The sequence below is a fragment of the Stenotrophomonas maltophilia group sp. RNC7 genome (genome assembly GCF_030910085.1).
GTDB classification, from domain to species: Bacteria; Pseudomonadota; Gammaproteobacteria; order Xanthomonadales; family Xanthomonadaceae; genus Stenotrophomonas; species Stenotrophomonas sepilia.
The window spans coordinates 63568-83481 of record NZ_JAVFVN010000497.1 but is presented as its reverse complement, the minus strand read 5'-3'; the positions used below and the strand labels follow the sequence as shown (position 1 = coordinate 83481).

The window sequence follows — 19914 nt, the reverse complement described above, 5'->3', positions numbered from 1 at the left end:
CGTTACTGCTTGTTCGAATCGGTGGCGGCCGGCTTGGCCGCATCGGCCTGCTCGGGCTTGGCCGCGTCGGCCGGTGCCTTGCCTGCAGCCGGTGCAGCGCCCGCCGGGGCGGCGCCGCCTGCGGCCGGCTTGCCGTTGGCGTCCTGGCCCGGGGTCCACGGCTTGGCCACCGCCGGTGCACCTTCCTTGACCTTCTGCACGCCAGCCACGATCACCTTGTCACCGGCGGCCAGGCCGTCGCTGACCAGCCAGTTGCCGTTCTGCGCGCCATCGGTCTTCACGTTCTTGCGCACGACCTTGCCGTCGGCGCCGACCACCATCACGTAGCCGCCGGTGGTATCGCGCAGCAGGGCCTGCTGCGGCACCAGGAAGGCGTTGTTGCGCTCGCCCAGGTTGGCCTGGAAGCTGACGAAGGCGCCCGGCAGCAGGATCTGCTGCGGGTTCGGCAGCAGCGCGCGCAACGACACGGCGCCGGTGGCCGGGTCGACCGTGGTCGAGGAAAAGTCCAGCGTGCCCGGCTCACCATAGGTGGTGCCGTCGGCGAGCTTGACGTTGACCGTGGCCTTGCCGTCGCCGGACAGCGCCAGCGCGCCCTTGGCCTGCTGCGCGCGCAGCTGGGTCAGTTCGTCCACGCTCAACGAGAAGTTGACGTACAGCGGGTCGAGCTGGTCGACGGTGGTCAGCAGGGTCACATCGCCCTGGCCCACCAGCGCACCCTCGGTGACCTGCTGCTTGTTGGCCACGCCACTGATCGGCGCGGTCACTTCGGCATAGCCCAGGTTGATCCGCGAGGAGGTCACTGCCGCTTCGGCCTGCTTGACCGCGGCCAGCGCGGTGCGCTCGGCCGATTCGGCGTTGTCCAGGTCGGACTTGGAGACGAACTGCTGCGGGGCCAGCGAGCGTGCGCGGTCGGCGGCGACCTTGGCGTTGGCGTAGGTCGCGCGGGCCGAGGCCAGCTGGGCCTCGGAGGCGTTGAGCGAGGCACGCAGCGGCGCCGGGTCGATCAGGAACAGGGTCTGGCCCTGCTTGACCTGCGAGCCTTCCTGGTAGACGCGCTTGAGCAGCACGCCGGGCACGCGTGCGCGGACGTCGGCACTGCGGAACGGCGACAGGCGGCCGACCAGCTCGCGCTGCAGCGGCAGGGTCTGCGGCTTGGCGTCGATCACGCCCACCTCCGGCGGCGGGGGCGTCTGCTGTTCCGGCTTCTTGCAGGCAGCCAGCGCGACAGCAACGGCGCACGTCAAGGCAAGGGTGCGGAGTGGGGCGGTCATCAGGAGGAACTCCGGGGTTGGTTTGTAGACGGGGCCGGCGACGGCTGAGGCGCGAAGGCGCGCAGGAAGCTGTCGACGGAGAACTCTGCCCAGCGCCGACGCAAGAGCGCGTCATCACGGTGGGGGGTATGGAAGCGCTGTTTGTCGAAATCCTGACCGGCGATCATGCTCAGCAGCAGTTCGGCCATGAAGTGCGGGTCGTCATGCAGGAGCTGGCCCTGCATGCAAACGGTTTCAATCCATTCAGCAAGATGAAGCGTCAGTGCGCCGGCGCCATGCCGGTACAGGGTACGCGCCTCTTCGGGAAACTGGGCCGCGTCGGCGGCGATCAGCCGGCAGGCCTGGCCCACGTGCGGTTGGTTGAAGTGCTCCAGGAAGTCGGTGGCGAACTGGAGCAGGCTGGCACGCAGGTCGTCAGTGCGGAGTGCACGAACCATGGCGCCGGTAGCGTGGCCGACGTGGCGCTGCATTACCCGGCGCAGCAGTTGCTGCTTGCTGCCGTAGCGCGAGTAGAGGGTCTGCTTGGAACAGCCGGCATGCTGGGCCACCGCGTCCATGCTCATCTGCATGCCCTGCTGGGCCAGCAGTTCGCGCACGGCATCGAACACGCGCTCATCGCGTGCGTCGAGGGCAACGGGAAGGTAGGCCGGGTTCACGCGGTGGACTATACCGTCCAGTTCAGGATTGTGGAATCGAATCGGTGTCGCCGCGTGTGTCTTCCGGTAACACGCTTTGCCGATCCTGTCGGCAGTGCTCAAGCAGGCGCCCGCTCCATACCGGAGCGAACTGAATAGGCGTCTAAACCGCAGCAAACCCGGATCTGCTTATTCCGTCCTGCAGCAAGGCCTTTTCGTGCGGTAGGGCTACAATTTCATTTTCCCAACTGAGCAAGCGCATCGCTCTGCCATGAAACCGCAAAAAACCGCAGCCAAGACCGTGAAAAACAAGACGAAACCAGCAGAGTCGGAGGTCGCAGCGACCGCTGGTTTCTCCCTGGAGCCGGTGTACACGGCCTTGCGCAAGCGCTACCCCGCGGCCGCACAGGCCGAAGCAGTGGCCTTCGCCACTGACTTCTACAAGCGCATGGAGTCGGACGAGTTCCCGCACCACAGCGCTGAAGAGTGGGCCGCTCTCGCGGCTGAGACGCTGGAATTCGCCCGGGCCCGCAAGGCTGGCAAGGCCAACGTCCGCGTGTTCAATCCGACCGCGAAGGCCAACGGTTGGGAATCGCCGCATACGGTGCTGCAGATCGTCAACGACGACATGCCGTTCCTGGTCGATACCGTCACCATGTCGCTGGCCGAGCAGGGCGTGGGCGTCCACGTGCTGGGCCACCCGGTACTGCGTTTCACCCGCGACAAGGCCGGCAAGCTGGTCAAGGTCGGCGAAGGTGATGCCGAGTCGGTGATGCTGCTGGAGATCGACCGCCAGCCGGCCGATGCAATGGCTGCCATCGAGCAGGCCATCAACAAGGCGCTGGATGAAGTGCGTGCGATCGTGCGCGACTGGCAGCCGATGAAGGACAAGGCGCTGGCACTGGCCGACGACCTGGGCAGCCGCCAGCTGCCGGTCGACGACGCGTCGCGCAAGGAAGCACAGGAGTTCCTGCGCTGGGCCGCCGACAACCACTTCACCTTCTTCGGCTACCGCGAGTACCGCGTCGAGAAGCAGGGCAAGGAAGAGGTGCTGGCGCCGCTGAACGACACCGGCCTGGGCCTGATGCGTGGTAAGGACAAGTCCGCCGCCCGTCCGGTCAAGACGCTGGCCGCGCAGGGCCTGAACACCACGTCCGGTTTGAAGGATGCGCTGATCCTGACCAAGACCAATGCCCGTTCGCGCGTGCACCGCGCCGGCTACATGGACTACATCGGCGTGCTGGAGTTCGACGCCAAGGGCAAGATCATCGGCGAGCAGCGTTTCCTCGGCCTGTTCACCTCCAGCGCCTACAACCGTCGCCCGTGGGAAATCCCGCTGGTGCGCCAGCGCCACGAGCACGTGATGAAGCAGTCCGGGCTGGCCCCGGCCAGCCACAGTGGCAAGGCCCTGCGCCATATCCTGGAAACCCTGCCGCGCGAAGAGCTGTTCCAGTCCAGCGAGGACGAACTGTTCCGCACCGCGATGGGCGTGCTGGGCCTGCAGGAACGCGTGCGCAGCCGCCTGTTCCTGCGCCGCGACAAGTACAGCCGTTTCATCTCCGCGCTGGTCTACCTGCCGCGCGAGCGCTTCAACACCGACGTGCGCCTGCGCATCGAAGCAATGCTCAAGGACGCGCTGCACGGCGAGTTCGTCGACAGCTCGGTGGTGCTGGGTGAATCGCCGCTGGCGCAGGTGCACCTGATCGTGCGCCCGAAGCCGGGTGAAATGCTCGACGTCGACACCGCCGAACTGGAGCAGAAGCTGGCGCAGGTGCTGCGCAACTGGCAGGACGACCTGCGCGAAGCGCTGGTGAGCCGCCACGGCGAGACCGAAGGCCTGCGCATCGCCGCCCGCATCGGCAAGGCGCTGCCGGCCGGCTACATCGAAGACAACAGCACCGCCGTTGCCGCCAACGATGTCAGCCAGCTCGACGCGCTGACCGGCCCGGACGACCTGCGCCTGAGCCTGCAGGCCGTGCCGCGCGAAAGCGGCGATGGCCTGCGCCTGAAGCTGTATCGCCAGCTGGACGACATTCCGCTGTCGGACGCGCTGCCGATGATGGAAAACATGGGCCTGCGCGTGATCGCCGAGCGTCCGTACCGCCTGTCGGTCGACAACGCGCCGGTGTACGTGCAGGACTTCGAGGTCGAGTCGACCGCTGGCGCGATCGATGCCGCCAGTGTCGATGAAGCCTTCGGCGAGACCTTCGCCCGCGTCTGGCACGGCGACGCCGAGAACGACGGCTTCAACCGCCTGGTGCTGGCAGCTGGCCTGCACTGGCGCCAGGTCGCCATGCTGCGTGGCTACTGCAAGTACCTGCTGCAGACCGGCGTGCCGTTCTCGCAGGCCTACGTGGAAGGCACCTTCGCGCGTTACCCGCTGCTGGCCCGCCTGCTGGTCGAACTGTTCGAGGCCCGCTTCGATCCGGCCACCGGCCATGAGAGCAAGGACGACATCGCGGCCGGCCAGGCCCAGCTGAAGGCCCACTTCGATGTGCTGGCCGCTGGCGACGACGCCACCCTGAAGGTGCTCAAGAGCGTGGTCGATGCCCGCAAGGGTGACCGCGACGCGCAGATGCAGGCCGCGCGCGATGCGCTGCTGAAGCTGATGGATCGCGTGTCCAGCCTGGACGAGGACCGCATCCTGCGCTCGTTCATGGGCGTGATCGACGCGACCCTGCGTACCAGCTACTACCAGACCGATGCCAACGGCCAGCACGGCCATGTCATCAGCTTCAAGTTCGATTCGGCGCTGGTGCCGGACCTGCCGAAGCCGCGCCCGTACCGCGAGATCTTCGTGTACGGTCCGCGCGTGGAAGGTACCCACCTGCGCTTCGGCGCGGTTGCGCGTGGCGGCCTGCGCTGGTCGGATCGTCGCGAAGACTTCCGTACCGAAGTACTGGGCCTGGTCAAGGCGCAGATGGTCAAGAACACCGTCATCGTGCCGGTCGGCGCGAAGGGTGGCTTCTTCGCCAAGACCCCGCCGGTGAACGGCGATCGCGATGCGATCTTTGCCAATGGCGTGGCCTGCTACAAGCTGTTCATCCAGGGCCTGCTGGACATCACCGACAACATCGTCAACAACAAGATCGTGCCGCCGGTGGATGTCGTGCGCCACGACATGGACGATCCGTACCTGGTGGTGGCCGCCGACAAGGGCACCGCGACCTTCTCCGACATCGCCAACGGCCTGGCCATCGCGCACGGCTTCTGGATGGGCGATGCGTTCGCCTCCGGTGGTTCGGTCGGCTACGACCACAAGGGCATGGGCATCACCGCGCGCGGCGCGTGGGAATCGGTCAAACGCCACTTCCGTGCGCTGGGCCGTGACAGCCAGAGCCAGGACTTCACTGCGGTCGGCGTCGGCGACATGTCCGGCGACGTGTTCGGCAACGGCATGCTGCTGTCGCGCCATATCCGCCTGGTCGCTGCGTTCGACCACCGCCACATCTTCCTGGACCCGAATCCGGATGCGGCCACGTCGTTCATCGAGCGTGAGCGCCTGTTCACCCTGCCGCGTTCGAGCTGGGCGGACTACGACACCAAGCTGATCAGCAAGGGCGGCGGCGTGTACCCGCGCAGCCTGAAGTCGATCGAGATCACCCCGCAGGTGCGTGAGGCGCTGGGCCTGGACGAGAACGTCAAGGCGCTGTCGCCGAACGATCTGATGAGCGCGATCCTGAAGGCACCGGTCGACCTGCTGTGGAACGGCGGCATCGGTACCTACGTCAAGGCCGCCAGCGAGCAGCACAGTGATGTCGGCGACCGCGCCAACAACGCACTGCGCGTGAACGGTGGCGAGCTGCGCTGCAAGGTGGTGGGCGAGGGCGGCAACCTGGGCATGACCCAGCTGGGCCGCATCGAAGCTGCCCAGGCTGGCGTGCTGCTCAACACCGACTTCATCGACAACTCGGCCGGTGTCGACACCTCCGACCACGAAGTCAACATCAAGATCCTGCTCAACGATGTGGTGCGGGCCAAGAAGCTGACCGTCGAGCAGCGCAACAAGCTGCTGGCCTCGATGACCAATGAAGTCGCCGAGCTGGTGCTCAACGACAACTATCGCCAGAACCAGGCACTGAGCCTGATGGAGCGGATGGCGGTCAAGCGCCTGGGTTCCAAGCAGCACTTCATCCGTACCCTGGAACAGCAGGGGCTGCTCGACCGCCAGATCGAGTTCCTGCCGTCCGACGCCGAGCTGTCCCAGCGCAAGGCACGCGGGCAGGGCCTGACCCGTCCGGAACTGTCGGTGCTGCTGTCCTACTCCAAGCTGGTGGCGTTCAACCAGCTGCTGGATTCGGACATCCCGGAAGATCCGTACCTGTCCAAGGAACTGCAGCGCTACTTCCCGACCCCGCTGCAGAAGAAGTACGCCGACGCGATGGAGCGTCACCGCCTGAAGCGCGAAATCATCGCCACGGCCGTGACCAACCAGACCATCAACCGCATGGGCGCCACCTTCCTGATGCGCATGCAGGAAGACACCGGCCGTTCCATCGCCGAGGTCGCCAAGGCCTACACCATCAGCCGCGAAACGCTGGATGCGCGCGCGTTGTGGGCACAGATCGATGCCCTCGACGGCAAGGTGCCGGAGTCGGTGCAGATCGACGCCCTGGAAGTGATCTGGAAGCTGCAGCGCTCGTTCGTGCGTTGGCTGCTGTCGCGCCCGGGCGCGATGCCGGGCATCACCGAAGCGGTCAACCGCTACCAGGGACCGTTCAACGACATCCGCGTCGCTTCGGGCGTGCTGCCGGATTCGCAGCGTCCGACCTACGAAGCCCTGGTGGCCGAGTGGAAGGAAAAGGGCCTGCCGTCTGCACTGGCACAGCAGCTGGCCGAACTGCACTTCCTGGAGCCGGCGTTCGACATCATCGAACTGGCCCGCACCCGCAAGCTGAAGCCGGTGGACGTGTCCAAGGTCCACTTCCGCCTGGGCGATGCCCTGCAGCTGCCGTGGCTGTTCGAGCAGGTCGACGCGTTGGAGGTCAACGGTCGTTGGCACGCGGTGGCGCGTGGCGTGCTGCGTGACGAGCTGGCAGCCAACCACCGCAACCTGGCCGGGCAGGTGCTGGGCACCAAGGGCAACAGTGCCGAGGCCAAGGTCGCTGCCTGGATGGGCCGCGACGACAACAGCCTGCGCTTCACCCTGGCGATGCTGGCCGAACTGGCCGAGCAGAAGACCCTGGACTACCCGACCGTCTCGGTCGCAGTCCAGCGCCTGGGCCAGCTGGCGGCACACGGCGCGTAAGTGATGTAGTGCCGGGCCATGCCTGGCATGCGTGAAACGGAACGGCCCCGCGAAAGCGGGGCCGTTCTGTATCAGGGATCGCTGGCCACCGATGGCGGCCAGCGATCAGGTCATCAACGCGGGTAGCCGTAGCGCGCGACTTCGGCTGCAGCAGCGTTCATATGCTGCACTTCGTCACGCTGCCCAGGATTGATGGCGCGGTTGCCATCGTCCACGAAGCGCACTGGCGTGGCATACAGCGGCAGCTTGTTGCCGGAGCCGATGACCGGCACGCCCTGCGTGCCATTGACCTTCATGCCCAGTGCCTTGCCCATTTCCTCACGAAGCATGTCGGTGGAGCAGAGCAGGTTCATTGCCACCGCAAACTGCTTGCGCGGCTTGGAGTGGTGGACACCATTGCAGCCGGTGGCCACACCACCGAAGTACACGCCATCCGCGCCGCTGTCGCTGATCACCTGCGGTGCATGATTGGCAATCCACTCGGGAATGGCATAGGTCGGCAGGTAGTACGGCACGGTGATATCACGCACCGCCGCTTCACGGAAGCGGAACGTCGCGCCCGAGTTGTCCAATGCCTGGTTGGTCTTCACCAGGCTTTCGCGCATCAACTCCAAGGCCATGGCCTTCGAACCGATCTCGCCGAGCTGGCCGGAAACGGCAAACACCACGTCAACAGTGGTCGTTTCACGAATCCACTTGTGGTCCCTGAGGCGATAGGAGACCTGCTCACCCGGCAGCACCTTGTCCGACAACCCGGGCCCGATGACGGTGGTCGTCCTCGGGGTCGGGTGCGGTTGGGTGCCGGTGACATTCTCCACAACCAGTCGCGTCAGGCGCTGGAACGCATTGGGCAGTGTGACCGTGCCGCCGCCCGTGGTGACCCAGGTGAGCAGTGCGGCGGCGTTGTCGACCTTGCCGCCACGAGACTTGTCAATGTCGACGCGCTGCACCGGATAGCGAAGTGCGTGCCAATGGCTGGAACCGGGGCCGCCGTCGTCGACGTACATGAACTCGAACTCTTCGCCAGGGTTGGTCCAGACGTGGGCCTCGCGGTCAAAGATGTTGTCATCCTTGATCTTCAGTCCCCAGCTCGGATCGATCACCTTCGAATCAGCGACCTTGAACACGCGGCGATCACGGTCCGACGGGCTGTGCGGGAAATCCAGGTAGTAGCCACGGAAGTTCTCGTTGGTGGCCGTGACCCGGGTGCGTGCCGTAGTCGTCTTCTGCGATGCTTCGTTCGGGAGCACCGGACGATAGGTTGCGTGGTTCAGCTTCCACCGGCGGAAAAAGGGATCGAATACGTAGTGATGTACATCTCCGGACTCGATCCGCAGGTTCGAGCGTGGGAACAACGTGTCCGCCGCGACGACCGCACTGGGCCATGACGCAGTGTGCCGGACGGTGACCGTGTCGTAGGGGTGCGCCCCATCCGGCAGGCCGAGCTCGCCCACATGCTGTCCATCGCGCAGATTCAGCGCCGTTGCGGGCACTCGCCCATTCGAGGGAATGCGCCAACGCCTCTCATTCGGGCCGTCGATCTCACGATAGGCGGTGTGAAGCAGTTCCCACTCGGACGTGGCCAGATTGGAGCGATAAGCCAGCGCGGTGAACGGGGATGCGATCATGCTGTCCACGGCGTCAGGCAGGTGAGCGAACTTTCCCTTGATTTCAAGGTAGTCGCCCCGCGCGCCTACACTCACGATGTTGATCTGCATGCTGTCGTGATGGCGCTGGATGGACGGCAGGCGGACCCGGTCCATCCAGTCAGAAGCGGTGACCGAAAAATCCAGGACCGCATACCTGTCAGGCAAGTTCTCGTTGTACCCGATCTTCTTGGGGGTCAGATGGGCGTAGCCTGACTGCGCGAGGGCAGTGCCGGCGGGCAGCAAGGCCGCAAGGGCAACCGCAATATGTCTGATCTTCATGAACTCTCTCTCATATGGAAGGCCACCATTCGCTTTCACCATCGCAGCGCTCTGGCATGCGTTCGTGGAGTGAAAGTGAACAGCCACTCCGATATTCAGCTGCGTGGACGATCGGTTCCATCGGACAGCGTCCAGATGCCTGCACTGGCTTCATGATCTGGATACGTGGCTGCATCAGGCACGGCCATGCGGTTGCGTCCGTGGAGCGTCCGGGTATGCTTTGCCCAGATCTCCCGGACCATTGCCTGATGAGCGACACCCCCCGCATCGCTTTCCTGGCCAGCACCACCGAACCTGCGCAGATGGCCCGCGCGGCGATGGTTTCGCGTTATGGCGATCACATGCCGGAGCAGGCCGACGTGCTGTGTCCGCTGGGCGGCGACGGCTTCATGCTGCAGACCCTGCATCGGCACGGGCACCTGGGCAAGCCGGTGTTCGGCATGAAGCTGGGCACCGTCGGCTTCCTGATGAACCAGTACCGGGGCGACGACGACGTGCAGGCCCGCATTGCCCGTGCTGAACCGGCCAACCTGCGCCCGCTGGAAATGGTGGCGCTGACCGAGTCCGGCACCAGCACCGGATCGCTGGCCTACAACGATGTCTCGCTGCTTCGGCAGACCCGGCAGGCGGCCCATATCGGCATCGACCTCAACGGTCAGGAGCGGGTGGCCGAGCTGATCGGTGACGGCGTGCTGGTGGCCACCCCGGCCGGCAGTACCGCCTACAATTATTCCGCGCACGGCCCGGTGTTGCCGCTGGGGTCGCATACCATCGCGCTGACGCCGCTGGCTCCGTATCGGCCGCGACGCTGGCGCGGGGCGATCCTCAAGGCCGACACCGAAGTGCGCTTCCGCGTGCTCGATCCCTACAAGCGCCCGGTCAGCGTCACTGCGGATTCGCACGAGACCCGCGATGTGGTCGAGGTGACCATCCGTGAGTCGAGGGACCGTCGTGTGACCCTGCTGTTCGACCCGGAGCACAACCTGGAAGACCGGATCCTGAGCGAACAGTTCGTTTTTTGAGGACAATGGGCGGCCGGCCCCGCCGACCGCTTGAAGGACCCCCACCGATGGGCGACAACTCCCCCCGTTTGCTGACCGTCGCGGTCACCTCGCGCGCGCTGTTCGACCTCGAGGAAAGCCATGCGCTGTTCGAGAGCGATGGCGTGGCGGCCTATGCCGAGTTCCAGCGCCAGCATGAGGACGACATCCTCGGCCCCGGCGTGGCCTTTCCCGTGGTGCGCAAGCTGCTGGCACTGAACCAGGGCGCCAGCCCGGAGAACCCGCGGGTCGAGGTGATCCTGCTGTCGCGCAACTCGGCCGATACCGGCCTGCGCATCTTCAACTCGATCCAGCATTACGGCCTGGGCATCATCCGTGCGACCTTTACCGCCGGTGAGCCGACCTGGCCGTACGTGAAGCCGTTCGGTACCGACCTGTTCCTGTCGGCCAACCCCGAATCGGTGCGCAGCGCGCTGCGCCATGGCATCGCCGCAGCGACCATCCTGCCCAAGCCACCGGGTGAGACCGCGGCCGCAGCGGCAGACCAGATCGACATCGGCCGCCCTGCCGGGCAGCTGCGCATCGCCTTCGATGGTGACGCCGTGATCTTCGGTGACGAGAGTGAACGCATTTCGCGCGAGCAGGGCGTGGAAGCCTTTGGCCGCCACGAGCGCGAGCGGGCCCGCGAGCCGCTCAGTGGCGGGCCGTTCCGTGGCTTCCTGTCGGCGTTGCACACGCTGCAGGAAGTGTTCCCGGCCGGCGACAGTGCGCCGATCCGCACTGCGCTGGTTACCGCACGCTCGGCACCGGCGCATGAGCGGGTAATCCGCACCCTGCGCGAGTGGGGCGTGCGCCTGGACGAGGCGCTGTTCCTCGGCGGCCGCCACAAGGGGCCGTTCCTGCAGGCGTTCGGTGCCGACATCTTCTTCGATGATTCGCAGCACAACATCGACAGCGCCCGCGAGCATGTGGCTGCCGGCCACGTACCGCACGGCGTCGCCAACGAGGGATAGGGCGGATTCGACCGGTAGGTGCCAACCTTGGTTGGCGCTGCCGTCAGGCCACGGGTCCGATCAAGGGCTGCCCGACATCCCCAGCTGCAGGTCCACCACTTTCCAGCGCAGGCCCTGCGGCTCCAGCACCACCTTCATCGGTGGCTGGCCGGGGCCGCGATCCACATCGATCACGAAGCGGTCCAGCGCCTCGAAATGGTGCTCGGCGTGCTTCAACGGCCGCGCCGGTTCAGTCGCGCCGAAGGCGTCGCCACCCTGCAGTTCATTGCGGCCACGCTTCCACAGCACGTGGCCCTGCAGCATCGCGCCGATCCCGGTCGGGGTCACCATGGTCTCCACCGCGGCTCCGCCGAGCTGGTCGCCCAGCCCGTACAGCAGGGCGCCGAACGGGCTGGCCGCCACGTCCGGGCCCGCCTGGCGCACCAGGTAATCATTGAGCTGCGCACGCAGGCTGCTGCGCACGCGCGGGAAATCGACGTAACGCTCCAGGCGCGCGGTGTCGCGCTGTTCGATGGCCTTGGACAAGCCATTGACAGTCAGGTCCGGGCCGCCGAACCACCAGGCCGCCAAGGCCAGGACCAGCAGCACAAGCAGTGCGGTGAGCTTCTTCATGCCGGACAGACTGCCGCAACGGCGGCAGTGCCGGGTGAAGACTCACTGACTGGGCGAACCACGGCCATCACCGAAGGCATCGACCAGCTGTTGCCGTTCCGCCGGGCTCAGCGCCTCCACGCGCGTTGCCAAGACCTCGTCCAGGCTCCGGATGCGGGTGGTGCCGAGGATGCCGCTGGCCACACCGGGATGCCCCAATGCGTAGGCGAAGGCGGTCTGGGCCGGACGCTGGCTGTGGATCGTGGCCACTGCCCGGCGCATCTGGCGGGCACTGCGCATCAGCTGGCGGCTGCTGGGTTTCAGCCAGGCGCGCGCCAGGTACCAGCCATCGGCCAGCCGTGGCAGGCGCGGGCGTGCGGGCAGCAGGTGGCCCTGCGCCAGCACGGTGCCGGCCAGCACGCCGATGCCCACTGCCTGCAGCTGATCGATAAGCGGTTCGCGGTCCTGCTGCAGGGCGTTGTAGTCCAGCAGCACCACATCGAAGGCATCTGGATGGGCGATCATCCAGCGCAGGGTCGATGCCGAGTGGGTGTTGATGCCGGTGAATCGGATCAACCCACGTTCGCGCAGGCGCTGCAGTGCCGCCAGCAGGTCGTCACTGATGTCGTGTTCGCTGGCGCCATGCAGCTGGTAGACATCAAGATGGTCCAGGCCGAGGTTGCGCAGCGACGCCTCGCAGCTGGCGGTGATGGCCGCGGGCGAGAAATTGCGTTGCTCGGCGCCGCTGATGCCGGCCTGGCCGGTCAGCGTGCCACCCTTGCTTGAGATCACCAGTGAATCGCGCGGGTACTGCTTCAGCAACGGGCGCAGGATGCGGCCCAGGCGCGGCTCGGCATGGAAGCCGGAATAGTTGTGACCGGTATCGAGCAGGTTCACCCCGTGGGCAAGCGCATGCTCGACCACGGCAGCTGCCTCATGCTCGGGGAAGCGGCGATGACCCCAGAAGCCGGAGCAGCCCAACCCGATCGGTGAAACGGCCAGGCCGGTGCGGCCGAGCACGCGCCGCTGGCGGGCCAGCGGAAGATTCTGCGACATCAGAATTCCAGGTCCAGCGCAGCGCACAGGTAGTCGACGAACGGGCCGAGCGCGGCCAGGTCCTTGCCCAGCGTGGACAGCAGGCGTGGGCCGGTCATGGTGGTGTCGTCCAGCGAGCGCCACATCACCCAGTTGCGGTGCTTGAGGTCGTCGATGAACTCGAAGTCGGCCGGGAAGCCACGCGGGGGCCGCACCAGCTTCTCGCTCTCCTCGAAATCGAAGCGCTTGCGCAGGGCCGGCGCGTGCGCGGCGGCCTTCCAGCTGCCCGGGTTGTCGAGGATGAAGTGGCGCACGCGGCGCTGGGTTTCCGGTTCCGGATGCCACAGGCCGGCGCCGACGAAGCTCTCGCCGGGTTGCAGGTGCACATAGAAGGACGGCGCGGCCACCTCTCGGCGGCGCTCATGGAACAGGCGCGCACCCTGCCAGGTCTTGTACGGCGACTTGTCGTTGGAAAAGCGCGCGTCACGGTGGATGCGGAACAGGGAGCCGCCGACGCCGCGGGTATCGGCGCGGAAGTGCTCGCTGACCTCGGCCAATGCCGGCTGCAGGTCGCCCAGCAGGCGCAGGAACGGCTGCCGGACGTGGTCTTCATACTGCTGGCGGTGGTCGTTGAACCAGGTCTTGTCGTTGTGCCGCGCCAGGCTGCGCAGGAACTTGAAGCTGGCGTCCGAGAAATAGGTACTCACAAGGTCTCCTGCAGGTGCTGGCCCCAGTCGCGCAGCGATTGCAGCAGGGCCTGGCGCCGCGTGTCGTCGGGCGACTCGGCGGCCAGCGCATCGAGCTGTTGCTGGTACTGGGGCAGGTTGAGTTCGCCCAGGCCGCCGTCGCCGAGCAGGCGCTGGCGCCGGTAATCCTGCCAGCGCTGGCGTTCAGCCGGCGCGAGGCTGTCGGGATGATTGCGCGCTCGGTAGCGGAACAGCAGCTCCGGCAGGCGCGGGTCGCGGAAGCGGCCTTCCAGCGCGGCCAGCTGCTCCGGCGCGGCGGTGCGTGCCAGCGCCAGCAGCGGCTTGTCGCCATTGCCGAGGAAGCCGTCATACAGCGAGGCATCGACATCGGCCACGGTCGCGACGCGGGGCTGGTTGTAGACCTGGCGTGCCTTCTCGGCCAGCTCTGGAGCGAACGCGTGCAGCCGTTCCACCTTGGCTTCGATCGCGGCCACGTCCAGGCCGAGGCGCGCATGGTCATCGGCGCGCAGGTGGTTCCATGCGATCAGTGCCGGCACCTTGTTCAGGTGTACTTCCTTCAGCGGCACGCGTGCCACGCCTTCGGGCAGCTCGCTGGCCCGCATGTACAGGCGCTGTGCGATCACCTCGGCCGGCAGGTCGAGCAGGTCGTCGATCTCGCCGTCCAGGTCGAACACGATCACCCGGTTGTTGATGGTCGGGTGCACGGCCAAGGGCAGAACCGGTGCGGCGCACAGGCGGCTGGCAGGGTAGCGCATGGAAATGTGCAGAACCGGCTTCATCGCCGCCACGTCCAGCAGGCCGCCGACGAAGCGCTTGTCGCGCAGCTTCAGCGCGTACTCCCACAGGCGCGGCTGCGACTGCTTGAACAGCCGTGCCATGCCGATGGTGGCGCGCACGTCTGACAGCGCTTCGTGCGCATCGCCTTCGCGCACGTTGTTGGCCTCGGCCAGGTGCTCGAGCTTGAACGAGGTGGCGCCGTCCTCGCGCAGCGGCCACCGGATGCCGTCCGGGCGCATCGCGCGCATCAGCCGCAGCATGTCCAGCAGGTCCCAGCGCGAGTTGCCGTTGCGCCACTCGCGCTCGTAGGGATCGTGGAAGTTGCGGAACAACCCGTAGCGGACGAACTCATCGTCGAAGCGCAGCGTGTTGTAGCCCAGCGCGCAGGTGCCGGATCGCGACATCAGTTCGTTGATGCGGTCGAAGGCTTCGGCCTCGCTGATGCCCTCGGCCAGGGCCTGCTGCGGGGTGATGCCGGTGACCAGGGTGGCCATCGGCGAGGGCAGCAGGTCATCGGCCGGGCGCACGAAGAAGCTGACCGGCGTGTCGATCTCGTTGAGGTCGGCATCGGTGCGGATCGCGGCGAACTGCGAGATGCGGGTGCGCCGCGGGTCCTGGCCGAAGGTTTCCAAGTCGTAGAACAGGAAGCTGTCGGCCATCAGTGCGCGCCCTCCAGGACGGGCAACTGTGCGTGGATCTGCGCTTCCAGTGCGGCCCAGTCGATGTTGTCCAGTGAATCGTGACCGGTGGTGGCTGCAACCAGCAGGTCGCGCTGCAGTTCGGTGCGGCGCAGCGCCTCGGCGTAGGGCGTGTGCAGGAAGGTGACCATCGTGTAATGCGGCACGAAGCGGGTCGGCCAGCGCCGCTGCAGTTCCTGCTCCAGCTCGCGTTGCAGCAGGAATGCAGGGTCGGCCACGCGGTCGCGCATCTCCAGGTAGTTCTCAAGCGCCATCTGCTGGATGGCACGTGCATTCGGTTTGCGTTCGGCCTCGAACGCGGCGAACGCACCTTCCAGATCATCCGCTTCCATCAGATGGCGGGCCAGAGCCACGCAATCCTCGAACGCGCAGTTCATGCCCTGGCCGTGGAACGGCACCATCGCATGCGCGGCGTCGCCGATCAGTACGGCGCGGCCCTGCTGGTGCCAGCGCTCCAGGGTGAGCGTGCCGAGCAGGCCCGGCGGGTGCTGTTCCCAATCCACGCGCAGGTTCGGGATCAGCGGCAGCGCGTCCGCGAACTCGCGAGCGAACAGGGCCTCGGCCTGCGCACCGGTATTCACCGTGGCGAAGCTGGGATCGCCCTGGTTGGGCAGGAACAGGGTGACCGTGAAAGTGCCTTCGTGATTGGGCAACGCGATGCACATGTAGTGGCCGCGCGGCCAGATGTGCAGCGCATTGCGCTCGATGCGGAAGCCGCCATCGGCAGCCGGCGGGATCTCCAGTTCCTTGTACGAATGGTCAAGGAAGGCGATGTCCTCGCCCAGCGGCGCACGACGGTTCATCGCCGCGCGCAGTGCCGAGCCCGCGCCGTCGGCGCCGATCAGGGTGTCAAAGCGGATGTCGTGCGGGCTGTCGTCACGGTCATCGATGAAACGCGCGTAGCCCGCATCGAAATCCACGGTATGCAGGCGGCGATGGAAATGCACGGTGGCACCGGCCTGTTCGGCCAGTTCCAGCAGCGTGGTGTTCAGATCGCTGCGATGGATCGACCAGATCACCTCGCTGTCGTCGCGGCCATAGCGCTGCAGCTGCGGTTCGCCGTCGCGTGGATGCACCATGCGCCCGCGCATCATCACCGCGCGCGCCATCACCTCGTCTTCCACGCCGGCCTGGCGCAGTGCATTGCGCCCGCGCTCGGCCAACGCCAGGTTGATCGAACGACCGCTCTCGTAGTCGGCAATGCGGGGATCGCCACGGCGTTCGTACAGGGTGATGCGCCAGCCTTGCCGTGACAGCAGGATGGCCAGCAGGGACCCGGCAAGGCCGGCACCGATAATGCTCAACGAGCGGGAGGCGTGTGCGATCAACGAACTGTCCAGCAGCAGGGGAGGGGGCGGCTTACAGGCCGGCCCAGGCTTCCACTTCCTCGACGAAATGGTGCACGTCCAGGTAGCGGTTGTAGAGCGGGGTGGGCGAGATGCGGATCACGTCAGGCTCGCGCCAGTCGCCGAGCACGCCGATGCCGCGCAGGTGCTCGAACAGTGCACGGCCACGCTCGCGGCCACCGATCACGCGCAGCGACAACTGGCAGCCGCGGCGCTGCGGATCGGCCGGGGTAATGATGTCCAGCACCTGCGGCAGGCGTGCGCGGACCAGTGCTTCGAGCAGGCCGGTCAGCGCCAGCGATTTGCTGCGCAGCGCCTCCATGCCGGCACGCTCGAACAGGTCCAGCGAGGCACGCAGTGGTGCCAGGCCAAGGATCGGTGGATTGCTGAGCTGCCAGCCTTCGGCACCGATGGCGGGGGTGAACTGGGGCGCCATCTGGAAGCGGGTCGATTCCTCATGGCCCCACCAGCCGGCAAAGCGCGGCAGGGTGGTGTCGCGGTGGTGGCGCTCGTGCACGAACGCGCCGGCCACCGCGCCCGGGCCGCTGTTGAGGTATTTGTAGTGGCACCACACGGCGAAATCGGGCGCCACGTCATGCAGGCGCAGCGGCAGGTTGCCAACCGAGTGCGCCAGGTCGAAGCCGATGCGTGCGCCCTGCAGGCGTGCGGCGCGGGTGATCGAATCGAGGTCGAAGGCCTGGCCGGTGCGGTACTGCACGCCGGGCCACAGCACCAGCGCCAGGCGCGGGCCGTGCTCGGCGATGGCGCGTTCGATCGCGGCCAGCGAAATCGTGCCGTTGGCTTCGTCCGGCTGCACTTCCACCAGGCACTCGGCCGGGTCGAAACCATGGAAGCGGATCTGAGCTTCCACCGCGTGGCGGTCGGTCGGGAATGCGCCGGCTTCCATCAGGATCACCGGGCGCTGCGTGGTCGGCCGGTAGAAGCTGACCATCATCAGGTGCAGGTTCACGCTCAGCGTGTTCATCGCTACCACCTCGCTGGGCAGTGCGCCGACCACACGGGCCAGCTGCGCGCTCACCAGGCGGTGGTACGACAGCCACTGCGTCGGGCCGGTGAAGTGGCCTTCCACCGCCAGTTCGCCCCATTGTTTCATCACTTCCTGCACCGCTGCCTGCGCACCGCGCGGCTGCAGGCCCAGCGAGTTGCCGACGAAGTAGGTCTGCTCGCCGCCACCATGGCGCGGAATCAGGAATTCGCCACGCAGCGGGCGCAGCGGATCGGCGGCGTCCAGGGCGATGGCGTGGGTGCGGCTGAGCAGGTCGGACATGGTCGGGCAACAGGCTGCAACGGGACCGCCAGTGTAGCGCCTGGCGGCGTGCCTGCCGCCGAACCTGTAGCGCCGAGCCCATGCTCGGCTGCCGGGCCACGAAGCCGAGCATGGGCTCGGCTCTACAGGGGCAGGTGCTCAGCCCGCCGCCGGCACCGGCAGCGGATCCACGTGCCCGCACTGGCTGCAGGTACGCAGTTCCAGGCTGGCGTGGTAGTGCGCAAACACCTTGGGCAGGTCGGTCTCGATGTTCTGCAGCGGGAAATACTCTTCGTGCAGCTTGTGGTTGCAGCGCTCGCAGTGCCAGATCACGCCGTCCATCTCATGCGGCAGCCGCTTGCGCTCGACCACCAGGCCGATGCCCCCGGGCGGGCGCCGCGGCGAGTGCGGCACCTTCGCCGGCAACAGGAAGATCTCGCCGGCGCGGATCGGAATGTCGCGTACCGCGCCGTCCTCCTGCACCTTCAGCACCATCTCGCCTTCGAGCTGGTAGAACCACTCGGGGCCTTCGTCGTAGTGGTAGTCGGTACGCGAGTTCGGCCCGCCGACCACCATCACGATGAAATCGCCGTTGTCGATCATCTTGTTGCCCACCGGCGGCTTCAGCAGGTGGCGGTTCTCTTCGATCCAGGCGTGCAGGTTGATCGGCGAAGCGAGCATGGTGGTCATCCGTAGGGGATCAGTCGCGACGTCCCTTGCGCGGCACGAAGGACAGCGCCTTTTCATACGCCGGCTGCAGCTCTTCCAGCGAACCGACGTCGATGCCCATTTCACGCACGCGGCCGTCTTTCAGGCTGTAGACCCAGCCGTGCACCATCAGCTTCTGGCCGCGGGCCCAGGCATCCAGCACGATGGTCGAGCGGCAGAGGTTGGCGACCTGCTCGATCACGTTCAGCTCGCACAGCCGGGCGTGCTTGAGTTCGTCGTCTTCGATGGCGTCGAGGATGCCCTGGTGCTTCTGCACCACGTCACCGACATGGCGCAGCCAGTTGTCGGCCAGGCCGACGCGGGTGTTGTGCAGGCAGGCATGCACGCCGCCGCAGCCGTAGTGGCCGACGATCAGGATGTGCTTGACCTTCAGCTGGTCCACCGCGTACTGCACCACGCTCAGGCAGTTGAGGTCGGTGTGGGCGACCACGTTGGCGACGTTGCGATGCACGAACACTTCGCCCGGCGCCATGCCGATGATCTGGTTGGCCGGCACGCGCGAATCGGAGCAGCCGATCCACAGGTACTCCGGGTGCTGCTGCTTGGCCAGCTGGTGGAAGAAGTCGGGGTCCTCCTTCTCGATGCGGTCGGCCCAGTCACGGTTGTTCTGCAGCAGCTTGTGGATGTCTTTCATGTTCGGTCCCTGGCGTCGGGTGGGGGCGCACCGCAGCCATCCGGCTGCGACGTCGCGGGAATCTGGGGTGTTCAGCCGCTGCGCGCGGCCTGTTCGCGGTGCCAGCGCATCCACTGCGCCAACTCGGTGGAGGAAGGAGTGCCCAGCTGTTCCAGTTCGGCGATCACGGCGCGCTGGTTGGCGTCGGGATGGTTCTGGCTCAGCTTCAGCTTCAGCTGCACGTGTTCGACCTGGAAACGGAAGCCGACGATGGCACGCAGTTCCGGGCCATGTTCGGCGCGCGTGGCATCGAACTGCCAGGCCTGGCCGACACTGGCTTCGAAGTGATCGCTGATCGCGCCGACCAGTTCGGCCAGCGCACCGGCATCGTCGAAGGTGTGCAGCTGGCCACGCAGCTCGGCGGCGGCGTAGTTCCAGGTCGGCACCCGTGCGGCAGGCTCCTTGTCCGGATACCAGCTGGCCGAGACGTAGCCGTGTGGTCCGTCGACCAGCACCTTGGCCGCACCGCTGTGGCGCGACTGCGGGTTGGCGCGGGCCCAGTGCCCGCGCAGCTCGATGCGCTCGCCCTCGCGCCGGTACAGCACCGGCATCCGGGTCAGCTCCGGCAGGCCATCGCTGCCGGGGGTGAGCACGGTGACGAACGGATCGCGCGCCAGCAGGCGGTCCAGCCAGAGCAGGTCGGTCTCGGCGAAGGCGCGTGGAGTGAACATGCCTGGATCAGGCGCGCGCGCCCAGCGACTGGATCATGCGGCCGCGCAGGCCCTCGTCGTTGTCGGCCTGCGGCGGCTGCACATCGTGCAGGCTGAAGCCGCGCACCAGCGCGTCTTCCTCGTCCAGGCCGTCATACTCGACGAATTCGGCGTCGAACAGCTGCGAACGGGCGGTGTCTTCGCTGTCATAGCTCAGCGTGTTGCCATCGCTGTCGAGCACCTCAGCGGTGCCGGCCGGGCGAACGCGCAGGCGCGCCCAGATCAGGGTGTTGCCGAGGCTGGCCAGCCACCAGCTGTCGCGCGAGGCAGAAATGTCATTCATGG

16 protein-coding genes are annotated in these 19914 nt (G+C 66.7%); 3 read left to right on the top strand and 13 right to left on the bottom strand.

The window, feature by feature from the left end:
* Nucleotides 1-2: 2 nt before the first annotated feature.
* Nucleotides 3-1271 carry an efflux RND transporter periplasmic adaptor subunit gene (locus RCF13_RS09585; protein WP_069139730.1) on the bottom strand — a complete coding sequence of 423 codons (1269 nt, stop codon included), beginning with the start codon at nt 1269-1271 and terminating at the stop codon, nt 3-5.
* Complete coding sequence (locus RCF13_RS09580; protein WP_134968201.1) at nt 1271-1927, bottom strand: TetR/AcrR family transcriptional regulator; 657 nt, start codon at nt 1925-1927, stop codon at nt 1271-1273. The genes RCF13_RS09585 and RCF13_RS09580 overlap by 1 nt, the downstream gene beginning before the upstream one ends.
* 250 nt (nt 1928-2177) lie before the next feature.
* On the opposite strand from RCF13_RS09580, the gene RCF13_RS09575 reads away from it, so the two are divergent.
* Nucleotides 2178-7154 (top strand): NAD-glutamate dehydrogenase domain-containing protein, encoded by a 4977-nt coding sequence (locus RCF13_RS09575; RefSeq protein WP_134968184.1) that lies wholly within the window; start codon nt 2178-2180, stop codon nt 7152-7154.
* A gap of 113 nt (nt 7155-7267) precedes the next feature.
* Here the strand turns inward: RCF13_RS09575 and RCF13_RS09570 are convergent, their stop codons facing one another.
* A complete protein-coding gene (locus RCF13_RS09570) occupies nt 7268-9082 on the bottom strand; it encodes a hypothetical protein (RefSeq protein WP_134968185.1) in 1815 nt (604 codons plus the stop codon).
* 248 nt (nt 9083-9330) lie between these two features.
* Here RCF13_RS09570 and RCF13_RS09565 point away from each other — a divergent pair, with 248 nt between their 5' ends.
* The gene (locus tag RCF13_RS09565) at nt 9331-10104 is read left to right on the top strand and encodes an NAD kinase (protein ID WP_134968186.1); all 774 of its coding nucleotides are present in this window, start codon (nt 9331-9333) and stop codon (nt 10102-10104) included.
* A gap of 47 nt (nt 10105-10151) precedes the next feature.
* On the top strand, nt 10152-11096 hold the full coding sequence (locus RCF13_RS09560) for a 5'-nucleotidase (RefSeq protein WP_061480084.1): 945 nt from the start codon (nt 10152-10154) through the stop codon (nt 11094-11096).
* 60 nt (nt 11097-11156) lie between these two features.
* Here the strand turns inward: RCF13_RS09560 and RCF13_RS09555 are convergent, their stop codons facing one another.
* The 10 genes from RCF13_RS09555 to RCF13_RS09510 all read right to left on the bottom strand — a co-directional run bounded on the left by RCF13_RS09555 (nt 11157) and on the right by RCF13_RS09510 (nt 19912).
* Nucleotides 11157-11708 carry a DUF2939 domain-containing protein gene (locus tag RCF13_RS09555; RefSeq protein ID WP_308141095.1) on the bottom strand — a complete coding sequence of 184 codons (552 nt, stop codon included), beginning with the start codon at nt 11706-11708 and terminating at the stop codon, nt 11157-11159.
* Nucleotides 11709-11750: 42 nt separating this feature from the next.
* Nucleotides 11751-12743 (bottom strand): aldo/keto reductase, encoded by a 993-nt coding sequence (locus RCF13_RS09550; RefSeq protein ID WP_134968188.1) that lies wholly within the window; start codon nt 12741-12743, stop codon nt 11751-11753.
* Nucleotides 12743-13429 carry a DUF2461 domain-containing protein gene (locus tag RCF13_RS09545; RefSeq protein ID WP_134968189.1) on the bottom strand — a complete coding sequence of 229 codons (687 nt, stop codon included), beginning with the start codon at nt 13427-13429 and terminating at the stop codon, nt 12743-12745. The genes RCF13_RS09550 and RCF13_RS09545 overlap by 1 nt, the downstream gene beginning before the upstream one ends.
* Nucleotides 13426-14865: an exodeoxyribonuclease I gene (gene sbcB / locus RCF13_RS09540; RefSeq protein ID WP_231352197.1), complete on the bottom strand. Its 1440-nt coding sequence runs from the start codon at nt 14863-14865 to the stop codon at nt 13426-13428. The genes RCF13_RS09545 and sbcB overlap by 4 nt, the downstream gene beginning before the upstream one ends.
* Entirely contained in the window at nt 14865-16232 is a 1368-nt protein-coding gene (locus RCF13_RS09535; RefSeq protein ID WP_061480080.1) for an NAD(P)/FAD-dependent oxidoreductase, read from the bottom strand. The genes sbcB and RCF13_RS09535 overlap by 1 nt, the downstream gene beginning before the upstream one ends.
* A gap of 31 nt (nt 16233-16263) precedes the next feature.
* The gene (gene kynU / locus RCF13_RS09530; protein WP_134968190.1) at nt 16264-17538 is read right to left on the bottom strand and encodes a kynureninase; all 1275 of its coding nucleotides are present in this window, start codon (nt 17536-17538) and stop codon (nt 16264-16266) included.
* Nucleotides 17539-17676: 138 nt separating this feature from the next.
* Nucleotides 17677-18198 carry a 3-hydroxyanthranilate 3,4-dioxygenase gene (locus RCF13_RS09525; protein WP_134968191.1) on the bottom strand — a complete coding sequence of 174 codons (522 nt, stop codon included), beginning with the start codon at nt 18196-18198 and terminating at the stop codon, nt 17677-17679.
* A gap of 19 nt (nt 18199-18217) precedes the next feature.
* Nucleotides 18218-18880: a carbonate dehydratase gene (gene can, locus RCF13_RS09520; RefSeq protein WP_005417406.1), complete on the bottom strand. Its 663-nt coding sequence runs from the start codon at nt 18878-18880 to the stop codon at nt 18218-18220.
* A 71-nt stretch (nt 18881-18951) separates the two neighbouring features.
* Nucleotides 18952-19590 carry an FMN-binding negative transcriptional regulator gene (locus RCF13_RS09515; RefSeq protein WP_134968192.1) on the bottom strand — a complete coding sequence of 213 codons (639 nt, stop codon included), beginning with the start codon at nt 19588-19590 and terminating at the stop codon, nt 18952-18954.
* A gap of 7 nt (nt 19591-19597) precedes the next feature.
* Nucleotides 19598-19912 (bottom strand): hypothetical protein, encoded by a 315-nt coding sequence (locus tag RCF13_RS09510; protein ID WP_134968193.1) that lies wholly within the window; start codon nt 19910-19912, stop codon nt 19598-19600.
* Nucleotides 19913-19914 lie beyond the last annotated feature (2 nt).

Coding starts and splice junctions, on each gene's coding strand:
- RCF13_RS09585 (WP_069139730.1), bottom strand. CDS start 1,271: ATGACCGCCCCACTCCGCACCCTTGCCTTGACGTGCGCCGTTGCTGTC.
- RCF13_RS09575 (WP_134968184.1), top strand. CDS start 2,178: ATGAAACCGCAAAAAACCGCAGCCAAGACCGTGAAAAACAAGACGAAA.
- RCF13_RS09570 (WP_134968185.1), bottom strand. CDS start 9,082: ATGAAGATCAGACATATTGCGGTTGCCCTTGCGGCCTTGCTGCCCGCC.
- RCF13_RS09565 (WP_134968186.1), top strand. CDS start 9,331: ATGAGCGACACCCCCCGCATCGCTTTCCTGGCCAGCACCACCGAACCT.
- RCF13_RS09560 (WP_061480084.1), top strand. CDS start 10,152: ATGGGCGACAACTCCCCCCGTTTGCTGACCGTCGCGGTCACCTCGCGC.
- RCF13_RS09555 (WP_308141095.1), bottom strand. CDS start 11,708: ATGAAGAAGCTCACCGCACTGCTTGTGCTGCTGGTCCTGGCCTTGGCG.
- RCF13_RS09550 (WP_134968188.1), bottom strand. CDS start 12,743: ATGTCGCAGAATCTTCCGCTGGCCCGCCAGCGGCGCGTGCTCGGCCGC.
- sbcB (WP_231352197.1), bottom strand. CDS start 14,865: ATGGCCGACAGCTTCCTGTTCTACGACTTGGAAACCTTCGGCCAGGAC.
- kynU (WP_134968190.1), bottom strand. CDS start 17,538: ATGTCCGACCTGCTCAGCCGCACCCACGCCATCGCCCTGGACGCCGCC.
- RCF13_RS09525 (WP_134968191.1), bottom strand. CDS start 18,198: ATGCTCGCTTCGCCGATCAACCTGCACGCCTGGATCGAAGAGAACCGC.
- can (WP_005417406.1), bottom strand. CDS start 18,880: ATGAAAGACATCCACAAGCTGCTGCAGAACAACCGTGACTGGGCCGAC.
- RCF13_RS09515 (WP_134968192.1), bottom strand. CDS start 19,590: ATGTTCACTCCACGCGCCTTCGCCGAGACCGACCTGCTCTGGCTGGAC.
- RCF13_RS09510 (WP_134968193.1), bottom strand. CDS start 19,912: ATGAATGACATTTCTGCCTCGCGCGACAGCTGGTGGCTGGCCAGCCTC.